The following is a 22,492-nucleotide window of genomic DNA, read 5'->3' as shown; positions in this document are numbered from 1 at the left end:
TCGGAGGATGCTGACTCGCTGCCCGCCGGACGCGCAAAAGTGCGCTGCGGCCCGCCTGCGGGCAACAAAAAAGGGCACATCCAGCGGACGTGCCCTTTTCCATCGCATGGCGCTGCGCGGCGTCAGAACTTGTGACGCACGCCCACCAGCACGCCGGTCTGGTTCTTGCCCGGCAGCGTGGTGCCAAAGCCGCCCGTGCCCAGATCCGAGCCGTCCTTGTTGCGCGTGTAGGCCAGGTTCAGGTACGCGTCGGTGCGCTTCGAGAACGCATAGTCAGCCGACACGACGAACAGCCACGGATCGGCGCCCGAGTTGCGGAAGTCCTGGTAGTAGGCCGCGCCGGTCAGCGACCACGCCGGCGTGATGTCCCACTGCGCGCCAGCCCAGTACAGGTTGGCGGTCTGCGACGCGGGCGCCGTCATGAAGCGCGCGTAGCGGTAGCCCAGGTACGGCTTGACCGGGCCAATCTTGTAGTTGGCGGCCACGGCCACCTTGCGGGTCTTGTCGTCGCCGGTGGCCACGGTGTTGCCGCGCAGCTCGTCATAGACCACGGCCACGGCCAGCGCGCCGCTCTCGTAGGCCAGGCTGCCGCCGAATTCGCGGCCGACCTTGTAGTTGCCCGGCACTTCGCCGTTGACGCCGGCGGCGCCGTCGTAGCCCGTGCTGTACATCAGCTTGGCCGCGATCGGGCCGAACTTGCCGGCGTACTTGACCGAGTTGTCGGCACGCGACTGGAACGACGGGTCCTGCACGCCGATCGAGTAGCGCGTGGAGATGCCCATCGGGTCGTACTGCACGCCAAAGTCATACATCGGCGTGTTGTGGCGGCCCAGCGACAGCGTGCCGTACGTGCTGCTCAGGCCCACCCAGGCCTGGCGGCCGAACAGGCGGTTGCCCTGGCCGCTGCGGCCGTCGTCGATGTTGAAGCCGCTTTCCAGCGCGAACACGGCGCTCAGGCCGCCGCCCAGGTTCTCGGTGCCACGCAGGCCCCAGCGCGAGCCCGACAGGTTGCCCGACTGCATGCGCACCGCGGTGTTGTCACCGGCGCCGGCATGGTTGACAAATTCCACGCCCACGTCGGCCACGCCGTACAGCGTGACGGAAGTCTGGGCAAACGCTCCCCCGGCGAACAGGCCGCTCACGGCCGCCGCCATCCACATCTCTCTCTTCTTCATGACTCTGGGGTCTCCCCTCGTTGAAAAAACACACTCGTCGGCCCGGCCGTGCCGGGCCTGCATGCTGCTGTCGCTGTGTACGTCCCCGTTCCGCGCGGCGGCCGATCGCATATTTCAATGCGTTACAGCCGTCGGTTCGGATGTATCAGGGATGCGACATTACATCATGTAGTGATGCATGGGGAGCCCGTTGCGGGAAATCCCTGAGAGGAAGGCCAAAGTTATACCGCGCGGTCAGGACGCGCTATCGGCCGTGGATGCCTTGCGGACGCTGCCCGCGCGCGTGGCGAACCAGCAGAGGATGGATCCGGCGCAGACCATTGCCGCGCCCTTCCAGAACGCCAGCGACAGCGGCGCCTGCAGCAGCGTGGCGGCCAGCGCCGCCGACACCACCGGGATGAAGTAGGACGCGCCTGCCAGCACGGTCACGTTGCCGTGCAGGATGCCCACGTTCCACGCGGCGTAGCCAAAGCCCATGGCGCAGGCGGCCAGCGCCAGGTACAGGCAGCCGGAGGCGCTGAACATCATGGTCTCGCCGCCGGTGAACAGGTACTTGCCCCACAGCACCAGCGCGGTCAGCATGAAGAACAGCGTGACGGCGTTCTTGCCCTGGGCGATGCGGGCCGTCACCGTGCAGTAGCCGGCCCAGATCATGGCGCCGCAGAACGACAGGCCGTAGCTGAGCGGATTGTCGCGGATATTGGCCGCCATGCCGGCCGGGTCCAGCCCCTGGTCGCCGCCCAGCACCCAAGCGATGCCCAGCAGCGCCACCGCAAAGCCGGGCACGATCAGCCAGTTGGCGCGCTGGCCGTTGAACAGGATCGCGGCCAGCATCGTGAAGCTCGGCCAGAGATAGTTGACCATGCCGACCTCGATGGCCTGCCGGGCGGTGTTGGCGTAGCCGATCGACAGCGACAGGCAGACCTCGTACGACACGAACAGCAGGCTGCCCCAGACCAGATAGGCGCGCGGCAGCGCGCGGACGCGGGCCGGGCCCACCGTGAGCCAGAGCAGCACCGACGCAACCGTGTACATCAGCGCCGCGCCGCCCGTGGCGCCAAAGCTCTGGCTGACGCCGCGGATCAGGCCGACGATGGCGCTCCAGAGCACGATCGCGACAAGGCCGATCAGCGTGGCCTGGGTTCTACCGGGAGTGACTGCCATGGGACAAAAAGCGTTGACGAGGGCGGAAGGAGCGGCATTTTACTTGGCTGGCCGGGTGCCATGTCGATACAAGTAAAATGCCGACCATCGATCGACAGGAGGTGTCCCCGGATGTCCCGCTTCAAGACCATGCCGCTGGCCGTAGCCGCCGGCATGGCCATCCTTGCGGCCACGGCCTGCTCCAACGAGGAGCCCGCCGCGCCCGCCACCCCCGCGCCGCCCGCCGCGCGCAGCGAACTGGAAGCGGCGGCCGCGCTCGTGCCGCATCTGGACGAAGCCGTGCTGCGCAACACGGCCGACTATTGCAGCCGCCACGCCCCGCGCACCCGCGCGGCGGTGGAAGCCGCCTGGGCCGGCTGGCAGGCCCGCAACGCGGCTCACATGGCCGTGTCGCGCCAGTACCGCGCGCGGCTGGAAGCCTCGGCCGCCCATGGCAGCACCGAGGAAGAACGCCGCGCCAGCCAGGAATTGCTGACCCAGAACGCGATGCTGATCGACAGCTTCACCAACCAGCAGCTCGACGTGATGCGCGTGGCGCTGGAACACGGCGAACGGCAGGTCATCGCCGAGCTTTGCACCGAGCAGTTTGCCAAGGTGGCGGCCGGGGAGTGGGATATCCGGCAGCGCGACCCGGAAATCGCCGCGCTGCTGGACGCCGGCGCGCCGGCCGACGCAACCCGGCCCTGACGGCACACGCTGCCATCCCCCGCGCGGCCAATCCGCCTCCCGGATCGTCGAATCGCCAGATTGCCCACCTCGATTTGATCGAGGACAAATGATGGCATGACCCGCTCTTGCACACTGGCGGGCATGCCATCGACACCCCCCACCCCCCGTCGCGCCAGCCTGGCGCCGCTGTCCGCGTCCGACCTCCCCCGCCAGACCCGCCACCCCACCCGCCGCCTGCCAGCGCTGACCGGCCTGTTCAGCGTGACCTTGCTGGTGGTCAATACGCTGCTCTGCTTTGTGCCGATCGTCCTGCTGGCGCTGGTCAAGCTGGCCGTGCCGACGCGCGCGGTGCGCCGGCGGCTGGACCCGGTGCTGAACGGCATCGCCACCTACTGGATCTCGTGCAATACGCGCTGGATCGCCCGGCTGCAACCGGGCATCTGGACGATTCACGGCAACAGCGGGCTGCGGCTCGACGACTGGTACCTGGTCAACTGCAACCACCAGACCTGGGTCGACATCTTCGTGCTGCAGGCCGCGCTGAACAAGCGCATTCCGCTGCTGAAGTTCTTCCTGAAGCAGCAGCTGCTGTACGTGCCGTTCATCGGCCTGGCGTGGTGGGCGCTCGATTTCCCGTTCATGAAGCGCTACAGCAAGGCGCAACTGCGCCGCAAGCCGCAGCGGGGCCGCCAGGACCAGGAAACGGCCCGGCGCGCGTGCCAGAAGTTCCGGCTCGTGCCGACCAGCGTGATGGTGTTTGCCGAGGGCACGCGGTTTTCCGAGGCCAAGCGGATCGCGCAGTCGTCGCCGTATCGCCATTTGCTGAAGCCACGAGCCGGCGCGCTGGCTACCACGCTCAGCGCCATGGGCGATCAGTTCCGCTCGATGATCGACGCGACGATCGTGTACCCCGACGGCGTGCCGAGCTTCTGGGACCTTGCCTGCGGCCGCGCCGGGCGCATCGTCGTCATGATTCGGCAGATTCCGATTCCGCAAAGCTTCTGCGGCGGCGACTACGGCGCCGATCCGGTCTTCCGCGCGGATTTCCACCATTGGCTGGCGCAGCAATGGGAAGAAAAGGATCGCGCGATGGCCGCGCTGGTCGACTCGGACGCTTCCGAACGAATTTAAGATTTTTCCGATTCCACGATGAGAATCGTCTCCCCTACACTGGGTTTGCCCGTGCAATGCGGGTGACCCAACGGAGTCCAGGGTTGACCCTCCCCTGCGCTCATCTTCGGTGCCACGCGGATCCCCGCCGCGTGGCATTTTTTTCGTCCCGGCCGTCAGCGCTGCGGATCAGAATCTTCCGACTCCAGCAGACAACGGCCGGCGCGGGCCCGCGCCATTTGCGGTACCCTCGCGGCCACTGGCGGGCCCTTGCCCGCCGCTTGTTTTGACGACTTGCAGACTCCATGGAACAGCCTTCGGCCGATCCCCACATTGACGCCGCCGAACGCGCGGCGCTGTACCGCATCCTGGCGCTGCGGCGCGACTGCCGCCATTTCACGCCCGGCCCGCTGCTGCCCGACGACCAGCTGGCGCGCCTGCTCGATGCAGCCAACCAGGCGCCATCGGTCGGCCTGATGCAGCCATGGCGCTTCATGCGCCTGAGCACGCCGGCATGGCGCGCGCGGCTGGCCCCGCTGGTGGAAGCCGAGCGGCAGGCCACGGCGCAGGCGCTGGGGCCGCGCGGCGACGAATTCCTGCGGCTCAAGGTCGAGGGCATCCGCGAGGCCGCCGAGCTGCTGGCCGTGATCCTGGCGCCCGACGACGGCACGGTCTTCGGCCGCCGCAACATGCCGGTGGAGATGGCCTGGGCGTCGGCCGCCTGCGCGGTCCAGAACCTGTGGCTCGCGGCGCGGGCCGAGAACCTGGGCCTCGGCTGGGTCTCGATGTTCGACCCCGACGCGCTCGCGCGCGAGCTGGGCCTGCCGCCCGGCGCCCGGCCGTTCGGGCTGCTGTGCCTGGGCCCGGTGCCGGCGTTCTATGCCGCGCCAATGCTGGAGCAGGAAGGCTGGCGCCAGCGCCAGCCGCTGGAACGGATTCTCTGGGGCGGATCGCTGGCGCCCTGCCCGGACGGCAAGTCCTGAGCCGCCATACCGATCCGGCTTCACGCAGGCCGCCCGCATACGGATCTGGTATACCATCGCGGCTGCGCCCCATCCCCCCAGCCCCCGCGATGAAATTCAAGGAAATCCAGGCATTCCAGGCCGTCATGCGGTCCGGATCGATGACCGCCGCCGCGGCGGAATTGCACACGTCGCAGCCGAACGTCAGCCGGCTGATCGCCCAGCTCGAATACGGCACGGGGCTCACGCTGTTCACGCGCACGGCCGGCCGGCTGGTGCCCACCGAGGAAGGGCTGGCCTTCGTGCGCGAGGTGGAGCGCGCGTTCGTGGGGCTGGACGCGCTCAAGGACGCCGCGCGCGACATCCGCCAGTTCGGCAAGGGCCGGCTGCGCATCGCGTCGGTGCCGTCGCTGGCCATGACCGTGCTGCCACTGGTGCTCCAGCGCTTTCATGCCGACTACCCCGACGTCCACGTGGCGATGGAAACCGGCAGCACCCAGCTGGTGGCGGACCGCGTCGGCGGCCGCTACTGCGACCTCGGGCTCGTCTCGTACCTGCCGCCGGCCGCCGTCACCGACGCGCAGCCCGTGGCAGACCTGTCCGGCTGCTGCGTGCTGCCGCCCGGCCACCGGCTGGCCAGCCACGACGTGATTACCCCGGCCGACCTTGCCGGGGAATCGTTCATCTCGATGAGCCATGGCGACGGCCTGCGCGCCGCCGTGGACGCCGCCTTTGCCGCCGACGACCGCCGCGTGCTGCACTTCGAGACCCCCTACGGCGCCACGATCTGCCGGATGGTGGGGCTGGGGCTCGGCGTCGGCATCGTCAATCCGCTGGTGGCCCGGCTGCACCTGAACGAGGTGGTGGTGCGCCCGTTCGCGCCGCGCATTCCGTTTGTCAGCTACCTGCTGCTGGCCCGCAACCGGCCCGCCAACGTGCTGGTGGACCGCTTTATCGCGGAGATGATCGCGGGCATCGCGGCCGAAACGGCATCGCTGCCGGCCGAGCTATCAGGTTTTGGTATGGACGCCTGACAGACTCGTATTTGCGCGGGGGCCACCCGCGTGCGCATACTCGCTCGCAGTGACACGCTTGCGAGTACGACATGAATTCCAGCAGGGCCCAGGGCCCGCAACATCCCCACCGGAGGCGCCGCTGATGGCTGCCGCCTCCCCCCGTTTCCCGGTCTTCGACGTGGCCGTCGTGGGCGGCGGCCTGGTCGGCTCGGCCGTGGCCTACGGCCTGCGCGACCACGCCGGCACCATCGCCGTGCTGGACGAAGGCGACATCGCGCTGCGCGCATCGCGCGGCAACTTTGGGTTGGTCTGGCTGCAGAGCAAGGGCTACGGCCTGGGCACCTACAGCCGCTGGACGCTGAACTCCACGCGCATGTGGGCGCGCCTGGCCGCGCGGCTGGCGCAGGAAACCGGCATCGACGTGGCGCTGGAACAGAAAGGCGGCCTGACCCCGCTGATGGGCGACTACGAAGTGGAAGCGCGGCTGGCGTGGGTGCAGACGCTGATGGCCCAGCCCGGCGTGGAACCGTACGAGTGGAAGCTGCTGGACCACCACCAGGCGGCCTCGCTGGTGCCGGGGCTGGGGCCCGACGTGACGGGCGCGATCTGGACGCCGCACGATGGCATCGTCAACCCGCTCAAGCTGCTGCGCGCGTTCCATACCGCGTTCAGCACCAGCGGCGTCGAATACCTGCCGCACCACGGCGTCACGGCCATCGCGCGGCAGCCCGGCGGCGAATTTGCGCTGACCACGCCGCAGGGCGACATCCGCGCGCGCAAGATCGTGCTGGCCGGCGGCTTGCGCAACGGCGACCTGGGCCGCATGGTCGGCATCGACCTGCCCATGGCGCCGCAACGCGGCCAGATCCTGGTGCTGGAGCGCACGCGCCGGCTGCTGGACACGCCGATGGTCACGCTGCGCCAGAACGACGAAGGTAGCTGGCTGGTTGGCGATTCTCAGGAAGACGCGGGCTATGCCGAGCAGGTCACCACGCTGCCGGTGCTGGCGACGCTGGCCGACCGCGCCGTGCGCACGCTGCCCGCGCTGCGCGATGTGCGCGCGGTGCGCGCGTGGTCGGCCCTGCGCGTGCGGGCCAAGGACGGCTTTCCGGTCTACGAGCAGTCGCCCACCCAGCCCGGCGCGTTCATCGTCACCTGCCATAGCGGCGTGACGCTGGCCGCCACGCACGCGCTGCACCTTGCCCCGATGATCGCCGCCGGCGCGCTGTCGCCGGACCTGGCCCCCTTCTCGACCCGGAGATTCCATGTTCAGACGCATTGACGCCGCCGAACCGGCCGGGCGCCCCGTACGGCTTACCGTGGACGGCGTGCCGCTGGCCTGCCGCGAGGGCGACAGCGTGGCGGCGGCCCTGTTCGCGGCCGGCGTGCTGGCGTGCCGCGACACCGCCGTGTCGGGCGCCGCGCGCGGGCCCTATTGCATGATGGGCGTCTGCTACGACTGCCTGGTCCGCATCGACGGCCGGCCGAACCAGCAGGCATGCATGACCCGCGTGCGCGACGGCATGCGCGTGGAACGCCAGATCGGCGCGCGCGAGGTGGCGGCATGAGCCTCGACGTGACCAACTGCGACGTGCTGGTGGTGGGCGCCGGCCCGGCCGGGCTGGCGGCCGCCACGCAGGCGGCGGCGCTGGGCCTGTCCACGGTGCTGGTCGACGAACAGCCAGCCCCGGGCGGCCAGATCTATCGCGCGATCACCAGCACGCCCGTGCAGGACCGCACGATCCTGGGCAAGGACTACTGGCATGGCGAGGCCCTGCTGGAACCGTTCGCCCGCAGCGGCGCGCGGCACATTGGCGCGGCCACGGTCTGGTCGATCAACGCCCGCGATCCGCAGCCGGACGACGCCGCGGCAGGCTTCGAGGTCGCGTACTCCGTGGCGGCGCCCGGCAACGACCCGCAGGCCGCGCTGCTGCACTGCCGCCACATCATCCTGGCCACCGGCGCGCAGGAGCGTCCCTTCCCGATCCCCGGCTGGACGCTGCCCGGCGTGATCACGGCCGGCGCGGCGCAGATCCTGCTCAAGACGTCCGGCGTGGTGCCCGATGGGCGCACCGTGCTGGCCGGCGGCGGGCCGCTGCTCTACCTGCTGGCGTACCAGTACCTGCAGGCCGGCGTCCGGCTGGAGGCCATCCTGGAGACGACCGACAACGGCCAGTGGCGCCGTGCGCTGCCGCACGCCTGGGGCTTCCTGCGCTCGCCGTACCTGCGCAAGGGCCTGACGATGCTGCGCGCGGTGCGCAAGGCCGTGCCGGTCGTCAGCAACGTGACCGCGCTGGAAGCCATGGCCGGCGACAGCGGGCTGGTGGCCGAACTGCGCTACGAAGCCGGCGGGCAGCGCCGCACGCTGGCCGTCGACCAGGTGCTGCTGCACCAGGGCGTGGTGCCGAATACGAACCTGTCGCGCGCCATTGGCGCCGAGCATGTCTGGAACGACCGGCAGGACTGCTGGGAGCCGCAGGTGGACGGCTGGGGCGCCACGTCGGTGCCGCATGTGAGCATCGCCGGTGACGGCGCCGGCATCGCGGGCGCCATGGCCGCCGAGCACCGGGGACGCATCGCCGCGTTCGGCGCCGCCGCCGCGCTGGGTGCCATCGGCACCGCCGCGCGCGACGCCAATGCCGCGCCGCATCAGGCCGCGCTGGCCCGCGCCACGCGGGGCCGGGAATTCTTCGAGGTGCTGTACCGCCCGCTGCCGCAGTTTCGCCGCCCGGTGGGCGACACCATCGTCTGCCGCTGCGAGGAAGCCACGGCCGAGCAGGTGCGCCACGCCGCGCGCATCGGCTGCCAGGGGCCGAACCAGCTCAAGGCGTTCCTGCGGTGCGGCATGGGCCCGTGCCAGGGCCGCTTCTGCGGGCTGACCGTGACCGAGCTGATTGCCGACGAGCAGCAGCGCCATCCGCGTGACGTGGGCTACTACCGGCTGCGGTTCCCGACCAAGCCGGTGACGCTGGGCGAGATCGCCACGCTGCCGCAGACGCAGGCATCGCGGGACGCCGTGGTGCGATTCAAGAAGTAACGCAGCACCCATACCTATCGAGCGGGACCGGCGCAGGCCGGATCCCGCCAGCCAGACCAGCACAGCGACGCGCACCCTGAGAGCCACCCCAACCTTCCAACGAGACTCAACATGGCGTTTACCAAGATCGTCCCCGCTCTCGCCCTTGCGCTGGCCGCTACGCACGGCCTGGCGCAGGAGCTGCCCCCCGGCCCCATCCGCATGCTCGTCGGCTTTGCGCCGGGCGGCGGCAACGACGTCATCGCGCGCACGGTGTCCACGCAGTTCCAGATCAACACCAAGACCACGATCGTCGTGGAGAACAAGCCCGGCGGCGGCAGCACGCTGGCCACGGCCGAGATGGCGCGCGCCCGGCCGGACGGCTCGGTGCTGCTGCTAGGCTCCGTGGGCGGGCAGGCCATCGCGCCGTCGATCTACAGCAAGCTGCCGTACGACCCGGTCAAGGGCGTGCAGCCCGTGTCGCTGGTGGCCCGGTCGGCCAATGCGCTGGTCGTCAACAACGACCTGCCCGTCAAGACCGTGCAGGAGTTGCTGGCGTACGCCCGCGCCAACCCCGGCAAGCTCAACGTCACGTCGCCCGGCAACGGCACGATCTCGCACCTGTCGGCCGAGCTGTTCAAGAGCATGGCGGGCGTGTCGATCACGCACATCCCGTATCGCGGCGATGCCCCGGCCATGCAGGACGTGATGGCTGGCCAGGCGCAGATGACGTTCGCCAGCCTGCCGTCGGCCAAGGCCGGCGCCGATACCGGCAAGGTGCGCATCATCGCCGTGACCGGCAGCAAGCGCGTAGAGACCATGCCGAACGTGCCGACCATCGCCGAATCGGGCGTGCCCGGCTACGAGGTGGTGTCGTGGTACGGCGTGTTCACCACCGGCGGCACGCCGATGCCCACCGTGAACCGCCTGGCGCAGGAGATTGCGGCCGTCGTGGCGCAGCCGGCCATCCGCGACACCATCGCCAAGCAGGGCATGGAGCCCAGCGCGCTGGGGCCGGTGGAATTCACGCAACTGGTGAACCGCGACACCCAGAAGTGGGAAAAGGTCGTCAAGGCCGTCGGCATCAAGCTGGACTGAGCGGCGGCCCGGTGGCGGGATAGAATCCAGCCTCCGATCCTCGTCGATCTCCCTCCACGGGCGCCCCCGCCGCACGCGATGTCGAACCAACGCTGGGCCTTGCACTGGCCCGTCGTCCTGGCCTGTACGCTGGGACTGGGCTGGCTGCTGCAGCCGGTGATCGCCGCGGCCAGCGTGCTCGTGGCGGCGATGGCCTGCGGCATGGCCGCCGGCTGCCTCGACGTCCGCCTGCGCATCGCGCCCCGGCTCACCGCCCTGGCGCAGGCGCTGACGGGCACGGCCATCGCCAGCACGCTGCATCTTTCCGAACTGCTGGAAGCGGCATCCGACGGACTGGTGGTGCTGGGCGTGGCGCTGACTATCGGCAGTGCCGCGCTGGTCGGCTGGCTGCTGGTGCGGTATTCGCGGCTGCCCGGCACGACCGGCGCGTGGGGCAGCCTGCCCGGCGCGGCGTCGATCATGGGCGCGCTGGCCACCGACAACGGCGGCGACGGCATCCTGGTCTCGCTGATGCAGTACCTGCGCGTGGTGCTGGTGGTGGTCACCGGGCCGCTGGTGGCCCATGCCATCGTCGATGCCCAGCCGCTGGCGCCGGCGGCGCTGACAGCGGCCACGCCGCTCGCCGGCACGCCCTGGCAGATCGGCACGCTGGCCGCCTTCGGCATCGCGGCGCTGGGCTGCTGGATCGGCACGCGCTTTCGCATCCTGGCCGGCGCCTTTCTGGTGCCGATGGCGCTCGGCGCCGCGTGGGTGACCGCCGTGCCGGTGCCGGTGGTGGTGCCCGCCCCGCTGCTGGCCGGCTGCTTCGCGGTGCTGGGCTGGACCATCGGCCTGCAGTTCCGGCGCGACCTGCTGCGGCCCCTGGTGGCATCGCTGCCGGTCATGCTGGCCGCCATCGTGGCGATGATGGCGCTCTGCGCCGCGGCCGCATGGCTGATCTCGGCCACCGGCGACGTCAGTTTCCTGACCGCCTACCTGGCTACGTCGCCCGGCGGCGTCGAATCGATCGTCGCCATCGCGCTGGGCACGCACGCCGACATGAACTTCGTCGTCGCCACGCAGACGCTGCGGCTGTTCTCGGTGGTCGTCTGCGGGCCGTGGATTGCGCGGCGCATTGCGCGCGGCATGGGCCGGGACATCGCCGGCACGCCGTGACGCGCCCGCACCCGGCTCACAGCCCCAGGCAGACGGCCCCGGCCGCCACCACCACGCAGGCCACCCAGCGCGCGGGGCTGACCGCCTCGCGCAGCCATACCCGGCCGATCAGCACCGCAAAGACCACGCTGGTTTCGCGCAGCGCCGACACCATGCCCATCGCCCCGGCCTGCAACGCCCAGATCACGATGCCGTAGGCGGCCACCGACACCAGCCCGCCGCCCATCGACGACACCGCCGACCACGGCGCCGTGCGGATCGGCGCCCAGAACGCCTCGCTGCCGCGCGCCGCGACGAACAGTACCGGCATCAGCCAGTAGAACAGGAACATCCACGCGGCGTAGCTCGCAGCCTGCCCGCCGGAGACCCGCACGCCGATGCCGTCGATCACGGTATAGAGCGCGATGATGGCCCCCGTGGCCAGCGCCGCCCACACGCCCGCGCCGGACACGCGGCGCCCCTGCAGCGCCAGCGCGATGATGCCGCCCGAGATCATGACGATGCCCAGCGCGTGCACGGGCCGGATCGCTTCCTGCGCGAACAGTGCCGCGCCCAGCGCGATCAGCAGCGGCGACGAGCCGCGCGCGACGGGATAGGCCACGGCCAGGTCGCTGCGGCGGTAGGACCGCACGAGGCTGACGTTGTAGACGATATGCACGAGCCCGGACGCGACGATGTACGGCCAAGCGGCCGGGTCCGGCAGCGGGGACGTCAGCACCACCGGCGTGGCCACGGCCGCCATCGCGACGCTCATCCACGTCATGGACCAGAAGCGGTCGCGATTGCCGTGCAGCATCGCGTTCCAGCTCGCGTGGAGCACCGCGGCCAGCAGGACGGCACCGCCGGACAGACTCAGCATGGGGATCCCCAGGGGCAACGAAGCGTGCAGGTTATCTATCTTGTAGCCGCGCGACAAACCAGATAAATTGGCTGCTCGCCCCAGAAAAACTCTCTCCAATGGACAAGCTGCCGCCCCTCAATGCCCTGCGCGCTTTCGAGGCAGCCGGCCGGCTCGGCAGTTTCAAAGAGGCCGCCGCCGCGCTGCACGTGACGCCGGGCGCCATCAGCCAGCACGTGCGGCTGCTGGAGGACTGGCTGGGCGCGCCGCTGTTCGAGCGGCACAACCGGCGCGTGCAATTGACGCCGGCCGCCCGCGTCTATCTGGACGACATCGGCCCGCTGTTCCAGCAGCTTTCGCAGGCCACGGCGCGCTATGGCGTGCCACGGCCCGTGTCCCGCACGTTGTCGGTCAATGCGCCGGCCACCTTCACGCTGCGCTGGCTGGTGCCACGGCTGGGCCGCTTTCGTGCCGGGCATCCAGACGTGGAGGTCAGCGTGGAGACGTCCAACGATCCGCTGGACAGCCTGCAGGCGCCGCACGACATCATCATCCGGGGCGGGCCGGACACGTTCTACGGCTTTGCGATGCGCCCGTTCCTGACCGAGGAACGGCTGCCCGTATGCAGCCCGGCGCTGCTGGACCGGCAGCCGCTGCGCGAACCGGACGACCTGCGGCACCACACGCTGCTGCATACGTCGAGCCTGCCACGGCTCTGGCCCGACTGGCTGGCCCGCGCCCGCGCGTCGGGCCTGACGCCGGCCGCCACGCTGACCTTCGACCACTTCTACCTGACGCTGCAGGCCGCCATCGACGGCATCGGCATCGCCATCGGCCCCACCGCGCTGGTGGCCGACGACCTGGCTGCCGGCCGGCTGGTCATGCCGTTCGACGCTCCCCGCCTGCCGTCGCGCACCTACTGCACCTACGTGCCGGACGCGCAGGCAGAAGACGCGCGCGTGGCGCAGTTCCGCACGTGGCTCGAACACGAAGGCGCGGCCGGCTGACGCGGCGCGGCCGTGGTCGGCTCGATATCGACCGGCTGCGACGTGACGCCCAGACCGCCCAAAACGCGCTGCGCGCCTGACGAATCACCCGCCGCGCGACGCCTGCTGCCTTTTTCGTCGCTGACGAAAATGCGAGATTGCGCAATTCCGGCGGTCGCGTAGAATACTGTACATCCATACAGTATCGCGTCATGGAACTGCTCAAGAAACTCGAAATCCTGGCCGATGCGGCGAAATACGACGCATCGTGCGCCGGCAGCGGCGCGCCCCGGCGCGACTCGCAAGGCCGGGCCGGGCTGGGCGCCACCACGGGCGCCGGCATCTGCCACAGCTTCACGCCGGACGGCCGCTGCGTGTCTCTGCTAAAAATCCTGCTGACCAATTTCTGCCAGTACGACTGCCAGTATTGCGTCAACCGGCGCTCCAGCAACGTGCCGCGCGCACGCTTCGTGCCGGCCGAAGTCGTCAACCTGACGCTGGAGTTCTACCGCCGCAACTACATCGACGGGCTGTTCCTGAGCTCGGGCATCATCCGCAGCGCCGACTACACGATGGAACAACTCGTGGCCGTGGCCCGCGCGCTGCGCGAGGAGCACCAGTTCCGCGGCTACATCCACCTGAAGACGATTCCCGACGCCGATCCGCGCCTGATCCGCGAGGCCGGCCAGTACGCCGACCGCCTGAGCGTCAATATCGAACTGCCCACCGACGGCGGCCTGCAACGGCTGGCGCCGGAAAAGAACGTCCACACGATCAAGCGCGCGATGGGATCGATCCGGCTGGCCCAGGAGGAAGCGGAGACCGAGAAGCGGCCACCGGCGGCCCGCGCGCCGGCTGGCCAGAGCACGCAGATGATCGTCGGCGCCGACGAGGCCGACGACCGCACGATCCTGCAGACCGCGCAGACGCTGTACGGCGCGTACAAGCTCAAGCGCGTCTACTACTCGGCGTTCAGCCCGATCCCCGACAGCCCGTCCGCGCTGCCGTCGCAGGCGCCGCCGCTGCTGCGCGAGCACCGGCTGTACCAGGCCGACTTCCTGCTGCGCGGCTACGGCTTTCGCGCCGATGAGCTGTTCCAGGCCGACGGCGCGCTGCCGCTCGACATCGACCCCAAGCTGGCCTGGGCGCTGGCGCATCGCGAGGCGTTCCCGGTAGACCTGAACCGCGCGCCGCAGCGGCTGATCGCGCGCGTGCCCGGCATCGGCATGCGCAACGCCAAGCGGCTGGCCGAGCTGCGCCGCACGCGGGCCATCCGCTACCAGGACCTGATCCGGCTGCGCTGCGCGATGGATACCGTCAAGGCGTTTGTCGTCACGCAGGACTACAAGCCGGCGCTGGCCGAGCCGACTTCCGACCAGTTGCGCCGCGCGCTGGCACCCGCGCCCCAGCAACTGGCGCTGCTATGAACAACGGCGTGGCGCCCGTGCTCGTCGTCGAAGGCGGCTACGCCGGCTGGCGCAAGCAGGCGCTGCATGCGCTGGCGCAGGGCTGGCCGCCAGAGGCGGTGGTGTGGGAAGGCGGCGGCGAGACCGCTGCTGGCGAGGCCGGCCAGTTGTCGCTGACGATGGATGCGGCGCCGGCGTCGTCTACTGTCGACGCCGGCGCCAGCACCCCCACCCTGCGGATTTCGAAAGCATTGGCCGACCTGCTGCGCGACGCCGCCGCGCACCGCTCGCCGCAGCGCTGGGCCTTTCTGTACCGCGTGCTGTGGCGCTGGGCGCAAGGCGACCGCTCGGTAGCGTCGGCAGCCGACGAGGACGGCGCGCGGCTCTACGCGATGGCCAAGGCCGTGCGGCGCGCGCAGCACGACATGATCGCCTACGTGCGTTTTCAGGAGCGCCGCCCCGACATGACCGTCGGCACCGGTGACGACCTGCCGCAGTACCTGGCCTGGTACGAGCCCGACCACGACGTGCTGCCCTACGCGGCCGAGCACTTTGCCCGGCGCATGGGCGGTGCCACGTGGTGGATCGGCACGCCGGACGGCGCCGCCACCTGGGACGGCCGGGCCATCCGCTACGCGGCCGCGCCGGCGGACCCGGCGGCTTTCCGCGCCGGCGCGGACCAGATCGAGCCGCTCTGGATGGCCTACTACAGGAACATCTTCAACCCGGCGCGGCTCAACGAAGCGGCGCTGCACCAGCACATGCCGGTGCGATTCTGGAAGGGGCTGCCCGAGGCGGCGCTGATTCCGGGCATGATCGCCGACGCCCGCAACGGCGCCCGGCGCGTCGGCCAGGCGGCGAACATCGGCGGCATGCGGGGCAAGCGCGTGGCGGTGGACGCCGAGCAGGCCCAGCCCGTGCGCGCCGCGCCGACATCGCTGGACCAGTGCCGCAACTGCGACCTGTGGCGCCACGCCACGCAGGCCGTGCCCGGGCGAGGGCCGGACACGGCGCGCATCATGGTCGTCGGCGAGCAGCCCGGCGATCAGGAGGACCTGTCGGGCGAGCCATTCGTCGGCCCGGCCGGACACGTGCTGGACGAGGCGCTGCGGCGCGCCGACGTGCGGCGCGACAGCGTCTACCTGACCAACGCGGTCAAGCACTTCAAGTGGTTCGCGCGCGGCAAGCGGCGCATGCACAAGACGCCGGGGCAGCTCGAAGTCGATGCCTGCGCGCACTGGCTGGACCAGGAGCGCGAACGGGTGCGGCCGAAGGTGATCGTCACGCTGGGCGCGACCGCGCTGGGCGCCGTGGTGCGCGAGAAGATCCGCCTGCGCCACGCGATGGCGGCACCGCTGCGGCAGGGCGATACGTGGATCGTGGCGACGTGGCATCCGTCGTACGCGCTGCGGGTAGATGGCCCCAGCGCGCGCGCCAATGTCGAAGCTGAAATCGAGGCCGCGCTGGCGCTGGCCCGGAAGCTGGCGGACGAGGCGCCGGCGCCGTGAGCGCGGCAGGCGTCAGCCGCCCTGCCCGTCCGCGTCGCGGCGCGCGCTGGCCAGGCTGCCCAGCGGCGTAACGCCCTGCCACGCCTGCGAGGCGATGGCGTCGACGATCAGCCGCAGCAAGGCATCCTCGACGGTCTTGCACGCCAGGCTCAGCCGCGCGGCGCCCGCCACGCACAGGAACACGCGCCGCACCAGCGACGAATCGGAGATCGGCACGCACGCGAACGCGCCCGGCGGCTCGGTGGCCAGCGCGCTCCACGGCAGGATGGTCCAGCCCATACCGGCGCTGACCGCCGACAGCAGCACCGACACGGCGCTGGTCTCCGCCACGAGCTTCAGTTCCAGCCCGGCGGCGACGAACGCGCGGTCCGTCAGCACACGTACCGAATTCGGAAAGCTCGGCAGCAGCAGCGGCAGCGTGGCCATCTCGGCCAGCGTCAGCGGCGTGTCGCGCTGGGCGCTGGCCGGGCCCACGGCCATCAGATCCTCGTCCAGCAGCGGCACGAGGTGCATGTTCGGGCGCTGCTGCGCGTCCATGGCGATGCACAGGTCGAGCTTCTGCGTGGTGACCAGCTCGGCCAGGTCGGCGCTGCTGCCTTCGACGATCTCGACCGTCACGTCCGGCACGTTGCGCGTGACGAACTGCAGCAGCGGCACGGCCAGCACGCGCGACGTACTGGTGGGCAGGCCCACGCGCACGTGGCCCGACGGCACGTCGCGGCCATGGCGCACCGCCGCGTGCGCCTCTTCCATCTGGCGCAGCACCATCTTGGCGTGGCGGTACAGGATCTGGCCCGTCTCGGTGGGCCGCGCGCCGAACGGCCCGCGCACCAGCAGCTTGGCGCCCAGTTCGGCTTCGAGGTTGACCACGTGCTGGCTCAGCGACGGCTGGGCGATGTGCAGCGCATCGGCCGCGGCGGTGATGCTTTCGAGCTCGACGATGCGCGCGAAGTAGCGAAGCTGCCGGAAATCCATGACGACGGGAATACTTGGGGGGCGGAAGCCCACTCTAGCACTTCACGTGCCGGGCGGGCATCGGCCCCGCCGTCAGCGCCCGCTTGCCGGCGCGGCCACGGGCACGTCGAGATGGCAGCCGTCAGGGCCCAGCGCCAGCGTCAGCACCGGCGGACGGCCATGGGGCACCTGCGGAAAGTGGCCCCGGTCGGCGCCGGCAATCGACACGCGCAACCGGCTGCCTGCCGCCAGCGTCCACGCCACGGGCAGCAGCGCGAAATCGAGCGCGACGGGCACGCCCGGCGTCAGCCGCTCGGCATCAGCACGGCGATGCGCGCGGTAGGGCCACGTCGTGCGATACGCGGGCGGGCACGGCTCGGTCTTGCTATGCGACGCGCGCAGCATGCCTTCGGTGATGTAGCGCACCGTGCCGTCGGCCTCCACCTCGGACAGGTAGACGAACACGGCCGCGTCCGGCTGCGACGACGCCACCTGCAGGTGGGCCACCACGTGCCCCGCGAGCGACAGCGGGGCCGCCAGCGGCGCCGTGTCGAAATGCGGCAGCGCCGCCTCATGCCGGCCCCAGTCCGCGTAGTAGTCCTCGATATTGGCCGCGCCCAGGCGCTCGTAGCGCGTCTGGCGGCCGGTGGTCCAGTCGAAGCTGACCTGGGTGGACACCGTGGCGGACACGGCCGGCGGCGTCCCGGTCAGCGCGCCGCCATCGGCCAGGTGCAGCCGCGTGGCGGCCGGAGCCGGCGGCCACGTGTCGGCCGGCTGCCACTGGTTGTCGTGGATGCTGTGGTAATGCACGCGCGCCTCGCGCTCCAGGCCCGTGGGCAGGCCCAGCAGGTGGTGATCGAAGAAGCGCAACACCTCGCCCAGCAGCGGAAAGCCCGACGCCGCGCTGTCGCGCCACGGCGAGACGTTCGTGCGGGCGCCGTGGTCCCAGGGCCCCAGCAGCAGGCGGCTGTCGTGCGACGGCAGTGACAGGAAGCGCGTGATGGCGCCGTTGGCGTAGCCGCCGCCGTCGTACCAGCCCGAGATCGAATAGACCGCCACGTCGGGCGCGATGCCGTCGAGGTAGCGGTACGGGCTGCAACTGCCGGAATCGAGCGCGGGATCGTGGAACGCTGCGCCATCGCGATAGGCGAACTCGGGGGCCAGGTCGGCCAGCGTGAAGTTGTTGCGGTGCTCGGCGACGGCGGCGGCCACCAGCGTGCCGTCGGCGTCCTCGTCGGTCCGCTCGGGGCCGGCGAAGCTCGGGTCATTGAAGTACGGGAAGCCGGCCACGAGGTCGCGGCGGTCCTGGTCCAGCGCAAGCATCAACTCGTCATACGCTTGCACCCACACCTTGGACAGCATGCCGCCCGGGTAAAGCTGCTCGCTGTAGATGTCGGACACCGAGAATAGCGGCGCGATGGCCTTGACGGCCGGATGGCCGGTACTGGCCAGGAAGCACGCGGCCGCGCCGAGATAGGAGATGCCGGTGGAGCCGATGCGGCCGTTCGACCACGGCTGGCTGGCGATCCATTCGGCCACTTCGTAGTAGTCGTCGCGCTCCGTGGGCGACCGCAGCGCGTCGCGCGTGCCGAAGCTGGCGCCGGTGCCGCGCACGTCCACCACGACCACGGCGTAGCCCTTGGGCACGAAGGCGTCGCGATACTTGGCGCCGTTGGGGCTGGGCTCCGCGCCCGGGTGCGACAGCCGGAAGCGCCGGTAGTACGGCGTGAAGATCACGACCGTCGGGAACGCATCGGGCGCCTGCGTGCCCGGCAGCGGCTGCGGCAGGTACACGTCGGCGGCAAGCCGGCAGCCATCGCGCATCGGCAGGTAGCACGACGCCGGACGGGCCGGCACAGAGAACGCGGAGGGGCGGCTGGCCAGGTAGGCGGACGGCGGGGTCAGCCAGGCATTGCCACGGGTGTCGATGTCGGACATGGGAGCTTGAGCGGTGGGGATCGGGTAACGCCGCCATGGTACGGAGCCGCCCGGGCCTTCCGGAAAGACGAAATTCCGATCCCGCCATAGCCCCGCCCTATGGCCGATGGCGCTGGGGCCGCGCTACGGGCCGGCTTTCGCGGCGGGCAGGCACAGGGCCGGTGCGCGGCGCGCGTCATGCTGCGCCGCAATAGTGCAGCCGCGCGCCAGGGCGAGGCATGGCGGTCAGGGTTTGCCCCGGGCATAGCCCCGGCCTATGTTGGCATCGACAATCCGTATTGGCCGCCGATGGCGCAGGTCCCTACCATCGTCATGAAAATTTCGTGACTGGCTTCGATTCGATTGGAGAGTATTGATGTACCGACGTTTGATGGCTTCCGCGTGCCTTGCCTCGACCATGCTGTGCCTGGGTGCCGCACAGGCCCAGGATGCGTATCCGAACCGGCCGGTGCGGCTGATCGTGCCGCAGTCGGCCGGATCGGGCGGCGACGTGGTGGCGCGGCTGCTGAGCGACCGGTTGGCGCAGGAGCTGGGACAGTCCATCGTCGTGGACAACCGCCCCGGCGCGAACGGCATCGTGGCGATGAGCACGGTGGCCAAGGCCGCGCCGGACGGCTACACGGTGCTGCTGACGGGCGTGTCGCAGATCAGCTTCAACCCGCACCTGTATGCGTCGCTGCCGTACAACCCGCAGAAGGACTACACGTTCATCGCGCCGGTGGTGGACACGCCGTTCGTGATCGTCGCCAGCAAGGCCAGCGGCATCACGTCGGTGCAGTCGTTCATCGACAAGGCGAAGAACAAGCCGGGCGGCCTGACGTTCAGCAGCGCGGGCGTGGGCAATTCCACCCACCTCGCCATGGAAGTCGTGGCCGACAAGCTCGGCGCCAAGATGACGCACGTGGCCTACAAGGGCTCGGGGCCGGCGCTGACCGGCGTGGTGGCCGGCGAAGTGGATACCATGGTGAGCGTGCTGGGCGCCGCGCTGCCGCAGGTCACGGGTGGCACGGTGGTGCCGGTGGCCATCGTCGGCGCGCAGCGCGTGAAGGAACTGCCGAACGTGCCGACGCTGAAGGAAGCGGGCGTGGACGTGCCAGTGATGCCTAGCTGGTACGCGCTGGTGGGCCCGGCCGGCCTGGACCCGAAGATCGTGGCCCGCCTGAACACGGCCGTGCAGACCGCGCTGGCCGACCCGCAGATCAAGGCCAGGCTGGCGTCGCTGTACCTGTTCCCGGTGGTGGGCAGCGCCGATGCGATCCGGCAGCGCGCGATGAGCGAGTCGAAGGTCTGGGGCGAGTTCATCCGCAAGCGCGGCATCCAGGGGCTGTAGCGCGCGCGGCGTCGGCAATCGACCGACACCGGGGTTCACCTGATGGACGACAAGGAGTTCGGACGGGCGCGGATGCGTGGGCCGCGATGCGGCTCGTAGCCTTGAGGCTGTTCCCTATCCACCGCCTACGCCCCGTTGAATCCGACCACGCCCCGCCACGCTCCGCCATCCGCCCCGCCCGGCCACCTGGACCGCGCCGCGGCCAGCATCTCGGCCCTGATCGCCAGCACCCAGGCCCTGGCCCACGCCACGCAGGCACTGCGGACATCGAACCTTGCCACCCGGCTGCGGCTGGCACAGCTCAACTGGCTGCCGTCGGCCGGGACCTGCGAACAGTGCAGGGACGGCATCGGCGGACGATAGGCTGCAATAACGCAGCCGCTACGCGACGCTGGCCACCTCTGTCTCGGCCGTTCCGCTCCGCCGCGTGGCGGCCCAGAATGCCAGCGCCGCCAGGCACACCGCAAACCCGATCATGCAGACCCCCTGCCAGCCCGCGCGGGCGTAAGTGGCCGTGGTGACGATGGCGCCAAGGCCGCTGCCCGCCGCGTAGAACAGCATGTAGAGGCTGATCATCCGGCTGTGCGCGTCAGGCCGGGTGCGCAGGATCAGGCTCTGGTTGGTCACGTGCAGCGCCTGCCCGCCCAGGTCGAGCAGCACGATGCCGACGATCAGCAGCGCGAGCCCGTGGACGCCGTCGAGCCTGGAGAGCGGCCACCATGCCGCCATCATCAGCAGCAAGGCACCCGCCGTGGTGCGCTGCGCGTGGCCGGCGTCGGCCCAGCGCCCGGCGCGCGCACCGGCCAGCGCGCCCACCGCGCCGACAAGGCCGAACGCGCCAATCGCGGTATGCGAGAACGAGAACGGCGGCGCGCTCAGCGGCAGCACCAGCGCGCTCCAGAAGATGTTGAACGCGGCAAACATCAGCATCCCCAGCACGCCCCGCACCTGCAGCGTCCGATCGCGGCGCAGCAGCGTCAGCAGCGAGCCGACCAGTTGTCCGTACCCCACCGCCGGTGCCGCTGCGGCCGTGGCTGGCAGGCGGCGGCGCAGCGCCAGCGCAATGCCCGCCATGGCCACGGCCGACGCCAGATAGACCGCCCGCCATCCGCCGATGTCGCCGACCATGCCGGCAAAGACCCGCGCGAGCAGCAATCCCACGAACACCCCGCTCTGCGCGGCGCCCACCACACGGCCACGCTGCTGCGGCGACGCGGCGCTGGCGGCATAGGCGATCAGGCCCTGCGTCATCGCCGTGCCGAGCAGGCCCACGGCCACCATCCCGGCCAGCAGCCACGGCACGCCCGGCGCGGCGGCCACCGCCAGCAGCGCCACGACCAGCGCGGCGAGCTGCCACGTCATCAGGCGCCGGCGGTCGACCCGGTCGCCCAGCGGCACCAGGCACACCAGCGCCAGCGCGCTGCCGAGCTGCGTGGCCGTGACCACGCCGCCCACGGCCGCGCCGGGCACGTGGAATTCGCGCGCCAGCACGTCCAGCAGCGGCTGGGCGTAGTAGACATTGGCCACGCTGGCACCGCTGGCGATGGCGAACAGCAGGACGAGGGCGCGCGGCATGGCGGCCGGATTCGACGGGCTAGGCATCGGCAAAGTAGTTGCAAATCGAAACCGGTTGAATGCTAGGCCATCTGGTTTTAAAATGCAACCACCTCAATCCACCATCGCACCCGCGCATGCCCAAGACCCCTGCCCCGCCGTACCAGCCCTGCCCCGTGGCGCGGACGCTCGACGTCATTGGCGAGCGCTGGACGCTGCTGATCGTCCGCGACCTGTTCGACGGCATCCACCGCTTTGGCGACCTGCAACGCAGCCTGGGCGTGGCGCGCAATATCCTGGCTGGCCGCCTGCACAAGCTGGTCGAAGCCGGCATCCTCGACACCCAGGCGGCGTCCGATGGGTCGGCCTACCAGGAATACGTGCTGACGACGGCCGGCGCGCAGCTCTTTCCGGTGGTGGTGGCGCTGCGCCAGTGGGGCGAGCGCCAGCGGTTTGCGCCCGGCGAACCGCATTCGGTGCTGATCGACAAACGCACCGGCAAGCCGGTGCCGCCGATGCAGCCGCATGGCAAGGACGGCGCCACGCTGCGTCCGGCCGATACCGAGGTGCGCAAGGTGTCGTAGCGCCCGAGCGCCACCGAGTCGTCACATTT

The 22,492-nt window shown here is 70.6% G+C and carries 22 protein-coding genes; 16 read left to right on the top strand and 6 right to left on the bottom strand.

All coding sequences use genetic code 11. The features are described 5' to 3' along the window. Positions 1–122: 122 nt before the first annotated feature. On the bottom strand, positions 123–1,175 hold the full coding sequence (locus tag EHF44_RS25815; protein ID WP_124686516.1) for a porin: 1,053 nt from the start codon (positions 1,173–1,175) through the stop codon (positions 123–125). Between the two features lie 234 nt (positions 1,176–1,409). Beyond that, on the bottom strand, positions 1,410–2,339 hold the full coding sequence (yddG, locus tag EHF44_RS25810; RefSeq protein ID WP_124686515.1) for an aromatic amino acid DMT transporter YddG: 930 nt from the start codon (positions 2,337–2,339) through the stop codon (positions 1,410–1,412). 111 nt (positions 2,340–2,450) lie between these two features. Between yddG and EHF44_RS25805 the strand changes: the two genes are divergently transcribed. The 9 genes from EHF44_RS25805 to EHF44_RS25765 all read left to right on the top strand — a co-directional run bounded on the left by EHF44_RS25805 (position 2,451) and on the right by EHF44_RS25765 (position 11,365). Further along, positions 2,451–3,026 carry a hypothetical protein gene (locus tag EHF44_RS25805; protein ID WP_124686514.1) on the top strand — a complete coding sequence of 192 codons (576 nt, stop codon included), beginning with the start codon at positions 2,451–2,453 and terminating at the stop codon, positions 3,024–3,026. 123 nt (positions 3,027–3,149) lie between these two features. Beyond that, a complete protein-coding gene (locus EHF44_RS25800) occupies positions 3,150–4,139 on the top strand; it encodes an acyltransferase (RefSeq protein WP_124686513.1) in 990 nt (329 codons plus the stop codon). Positions 4,140–4,423: 284 nt separating this feature from the next. After that, positions 4,424–5,101, top strand: a complete 678-nt coding sequence (gene bluB / locus EHF44_RS25795; protein WP_124686512.1) for a 5,6-dimethylbenzimidazole synthase — start codon at positions 4,424–4,426, stop codon at positions 5,099–5,101. An 89-nt stretch (positions 5,102–5,190) separates the two neighbouring features. Continuing rightward, entirely contained in the window at positions 5,191–6,114 is a 924-nt protein-coding gene (locus tag EHF44_RS25790; RefSeq protein ID WP_124686511.1) for a LysR substrate-binding domain-containing protein, read from the top strand. Between the two features lie 124 nt (positions 6,115–6,238). Then, on the top strand, positions 6,239–7,378 hold the full coding sequence (locus EHF44_RS25785) for an NAD(P)/FAD-dependent oxidoreductase (RefSeq protein ID WP_124686510.1): 1,140 nt from the start codon (positions 6,239–6,241) through the stop codon (positions 7,376–7,378). Beyond that, complete coding sequence (locus EHF44_RS25780) at positions 7,362–7,664, top strand: (2Fe-2S)-binding protein (RefSeq protein ID WP_124686509.1); 303 nt, start codon at positions 7,362–7,364, stop codon at positions 7,662–7,664. The genes EHF44_RS25785 and EHF44_RS25780 overlap by 17 nt, the downstream gene beginning before the upstream one ends. Continuing rightward, entirely contained in the window at positions 7,661–9,133 is a 1,473-nt protein-coding gene (locus EHF44_RS25775) for an NAD(P)/FAD-dependent oxidoreductase (protein ID WP_124686508.1), read from the top strand. The genes EHF44_RS25780 and EHF44_RS25775 overlap by 4 nt, the downstream gene beginning before the upstream one ends. A gap of 111 nt (positions 9,134–9,244) precedes the next feature. Continuing rightward, a complete protein-coding gene (locus EHF44_RS25770; protein ID WP_253700220.1) occupies positions 9,245–10,210 on the top strand; it encodes a Bug family tripartite tricarboxylate transporter substrate binding protein in 966 nt (321 codons plus the stop codon). 78 nt (positions 10,211–10,288) lie between these two features. Further along, positions 10,289–11,365: an AbrB family transcriptional regulator gene (locus EHF44_RS25765; protein WP_124686507.1), complete on the top strand. Its 1,077-nt coding sequence runs from the start codon at positions 10,289–10,291 to the stop codon at positions 11,363–11,365. 16 nt (positions 11,366–11,381) lie between these two features. Here EHF44_RS25765 and EHF44_RS25760 read toward each other — a convergent pair whose 3' ends face one another. Continuing rightward, complete coding sequence (locus EHF44_RS25760) at positions 11,382–12,224, bottom strand: DMT family transporter (RefSeq protein WP_124686506.1); 843 nt, start codon at positions 12,222–12,224, stop codon at positions 11,382–11,384. Between the two features lie 98 nt (positions 12,225–12,322). Here EHF44_RS25760 and gcvA point away from each other — a divergent pair, with 98 nt between their 5' ends. The 3 genes from gcvA to EHF44_RS25745 all read left to right on the top strand — a co-directional run bounded on the left by gcvA (position 12,323) and on the right by EHF44_RS25745 (position 16,103). After that, positions 12,323–13,210: a transcriptional regulator GcvA gene (gcvA, locus tag EHF44_RS25755; RefSeq protein ID WP_124686505.1), complete on the top strand. Its 888-nt coding sequence runs from the start codon at positions 12,323–12,325 to the stop codon at positions 13,208–13,210. Positions 13,211–13,401: 191 nt separating this feature from the next. Continuing rightward, positions 13,402–14,616, top strand: a complete 1,215-nt coding sequence (locus tag EHF44_RS25750; RefSeq protein ID WP_124686504.1) for a putative DNA modification/repair radical SAM protein — start codon at positions 13,402–13,404, stop codon at positions 14,614–14,616. Beyond that, positions 14,613–16,103, top strand: a complete 1,491-nt coding sequence (locus EHF44_RS25745; protein WP_124686503.1) for a UdgX family uracil-DNA binding protein — start codon at positions 14,613–14,615, stop codon at positions 16,101–16,103. The genes EHF44_RS25750 and EHF44_RS25745 overlap by 4 nt, the downstream gene beginning before the upstream one ends. A 12-nt stretch (positions 16,104–16,115) precedes the next feature. Here EHF44_RS25745 and EHF44_RS25740 read toward each other — a convergent pair whose 3' ends face one another. Next, entirely contained in the window at positions 16,116–17,078 is a 963-nt protein-coding gene (locus EHF44_RS25740; RefSeq protein WP_124686502.1) for a LysR substrate-binding domain-containing protein, read from the bottom strand. A gap of 72 nt (positions 17,079–17,150) precedes the next feature. After that, the gene (locus EHF44_RS25735) at positions 17,151–18,995 is read right to left on the bottom strand and encodes a CocE/NonD family hydrolase (protein WP_124686501.1); all 1,845 of its coding nucleotides are present in this window, start codon (positions 18,993–18,995) and stop codon (positions 17,151–17,153) included. A gap of 177 nt (positions 18,996–19,172) precedes the next feature. On the opposite strand from EHF44_RS25735, the gene EHF44_RS28505 reads away from it, so the two are divergent. The 3 genes from EHF44_RS28505 to EHF44_RS25725 all read left to right on the top strand — a co-directional run bounded on the left by EHF44_RS28505 (position 19,173) and on the right by EHF44_RS25725 (position 20,688). Then, positions 19,173–19,322 (top strand): hypothetical protein, encoded by a 150-nt coding sequence (locus tag EHF44_RS28505; RefSeq protein ID WP_172966183.1) that lies wholly within the window; start codon positions 19,173–19,175, stop codon positions 19,320–19,322. A gap of 28 nt (positions 19,323–19,350) precedes the next feature. After that, a complete protein-coding gene (locus EHF44_RS25730; RefSeq protein ID WP_253700218.1) occupies positions 19,351–20,325 on the top strand; it encodes a Bug family tripartite tricarboxylate transporter substrate binding protein in 975 nt (324 codons plus the stop codon). 135 nt (positions 20,326–20,460) lie between these two features. Then, positions 20,461–20,688: a hypothetical protein gene (locus EHF44_RS25725; protein WP_124686500.1), complete on the top strand. Its 228-nt coding sequence runs from the start codon at positions 20,461–20,463 to the stop codon at positions 20,686–20,688. Positions 20,689–20,706: 18 nt separating this feature from the next. On the opposite strand, the gene EHF44_RS25720 is transcribed toward EHF44_RS25725, so the two are convergent. Continuing rightward, on the bottom strand, positions 20,707–21,900 hold the full coding sequence (locus EHF44_RS25720; RefSeq protein WP_124686499.1) for an MFS transporter: 1,194 nt from the start codon (positions 21,898–21,900) through the stop codon (positions 20,707–20,709). Positions 21,901–22,016: 116 nt separating this feature from the next. On the opposite strand from EHF44_RS25720, the gene EHF44_RS25715 reads away from it, so the two are divergent. After that, entirely contained in the window at positions 22,017–22,463 is a 447-nt protein-coding gene (locus EHF44_RS25715) for a winged helix-turn-helix transcriptional regulator (RefSeq protein ID WP_124686498.1), read from the top strand. Positions 22,464–22,492: the final 29 nt, after the last annotated feature.

It is taken from the genome of Cupriavidus pauculus (assembly GCF_003854935.1).
GTDB lineage: Bacteria > Pseudomonadota > Gammaproteobacteria > Burkholderiales > Burkholderiaceae > Cupriavidus > Cupriavidus pauculus_C.
This window is presented reverse-complemented; position numbering and strand designations above follow the sequence as displayed.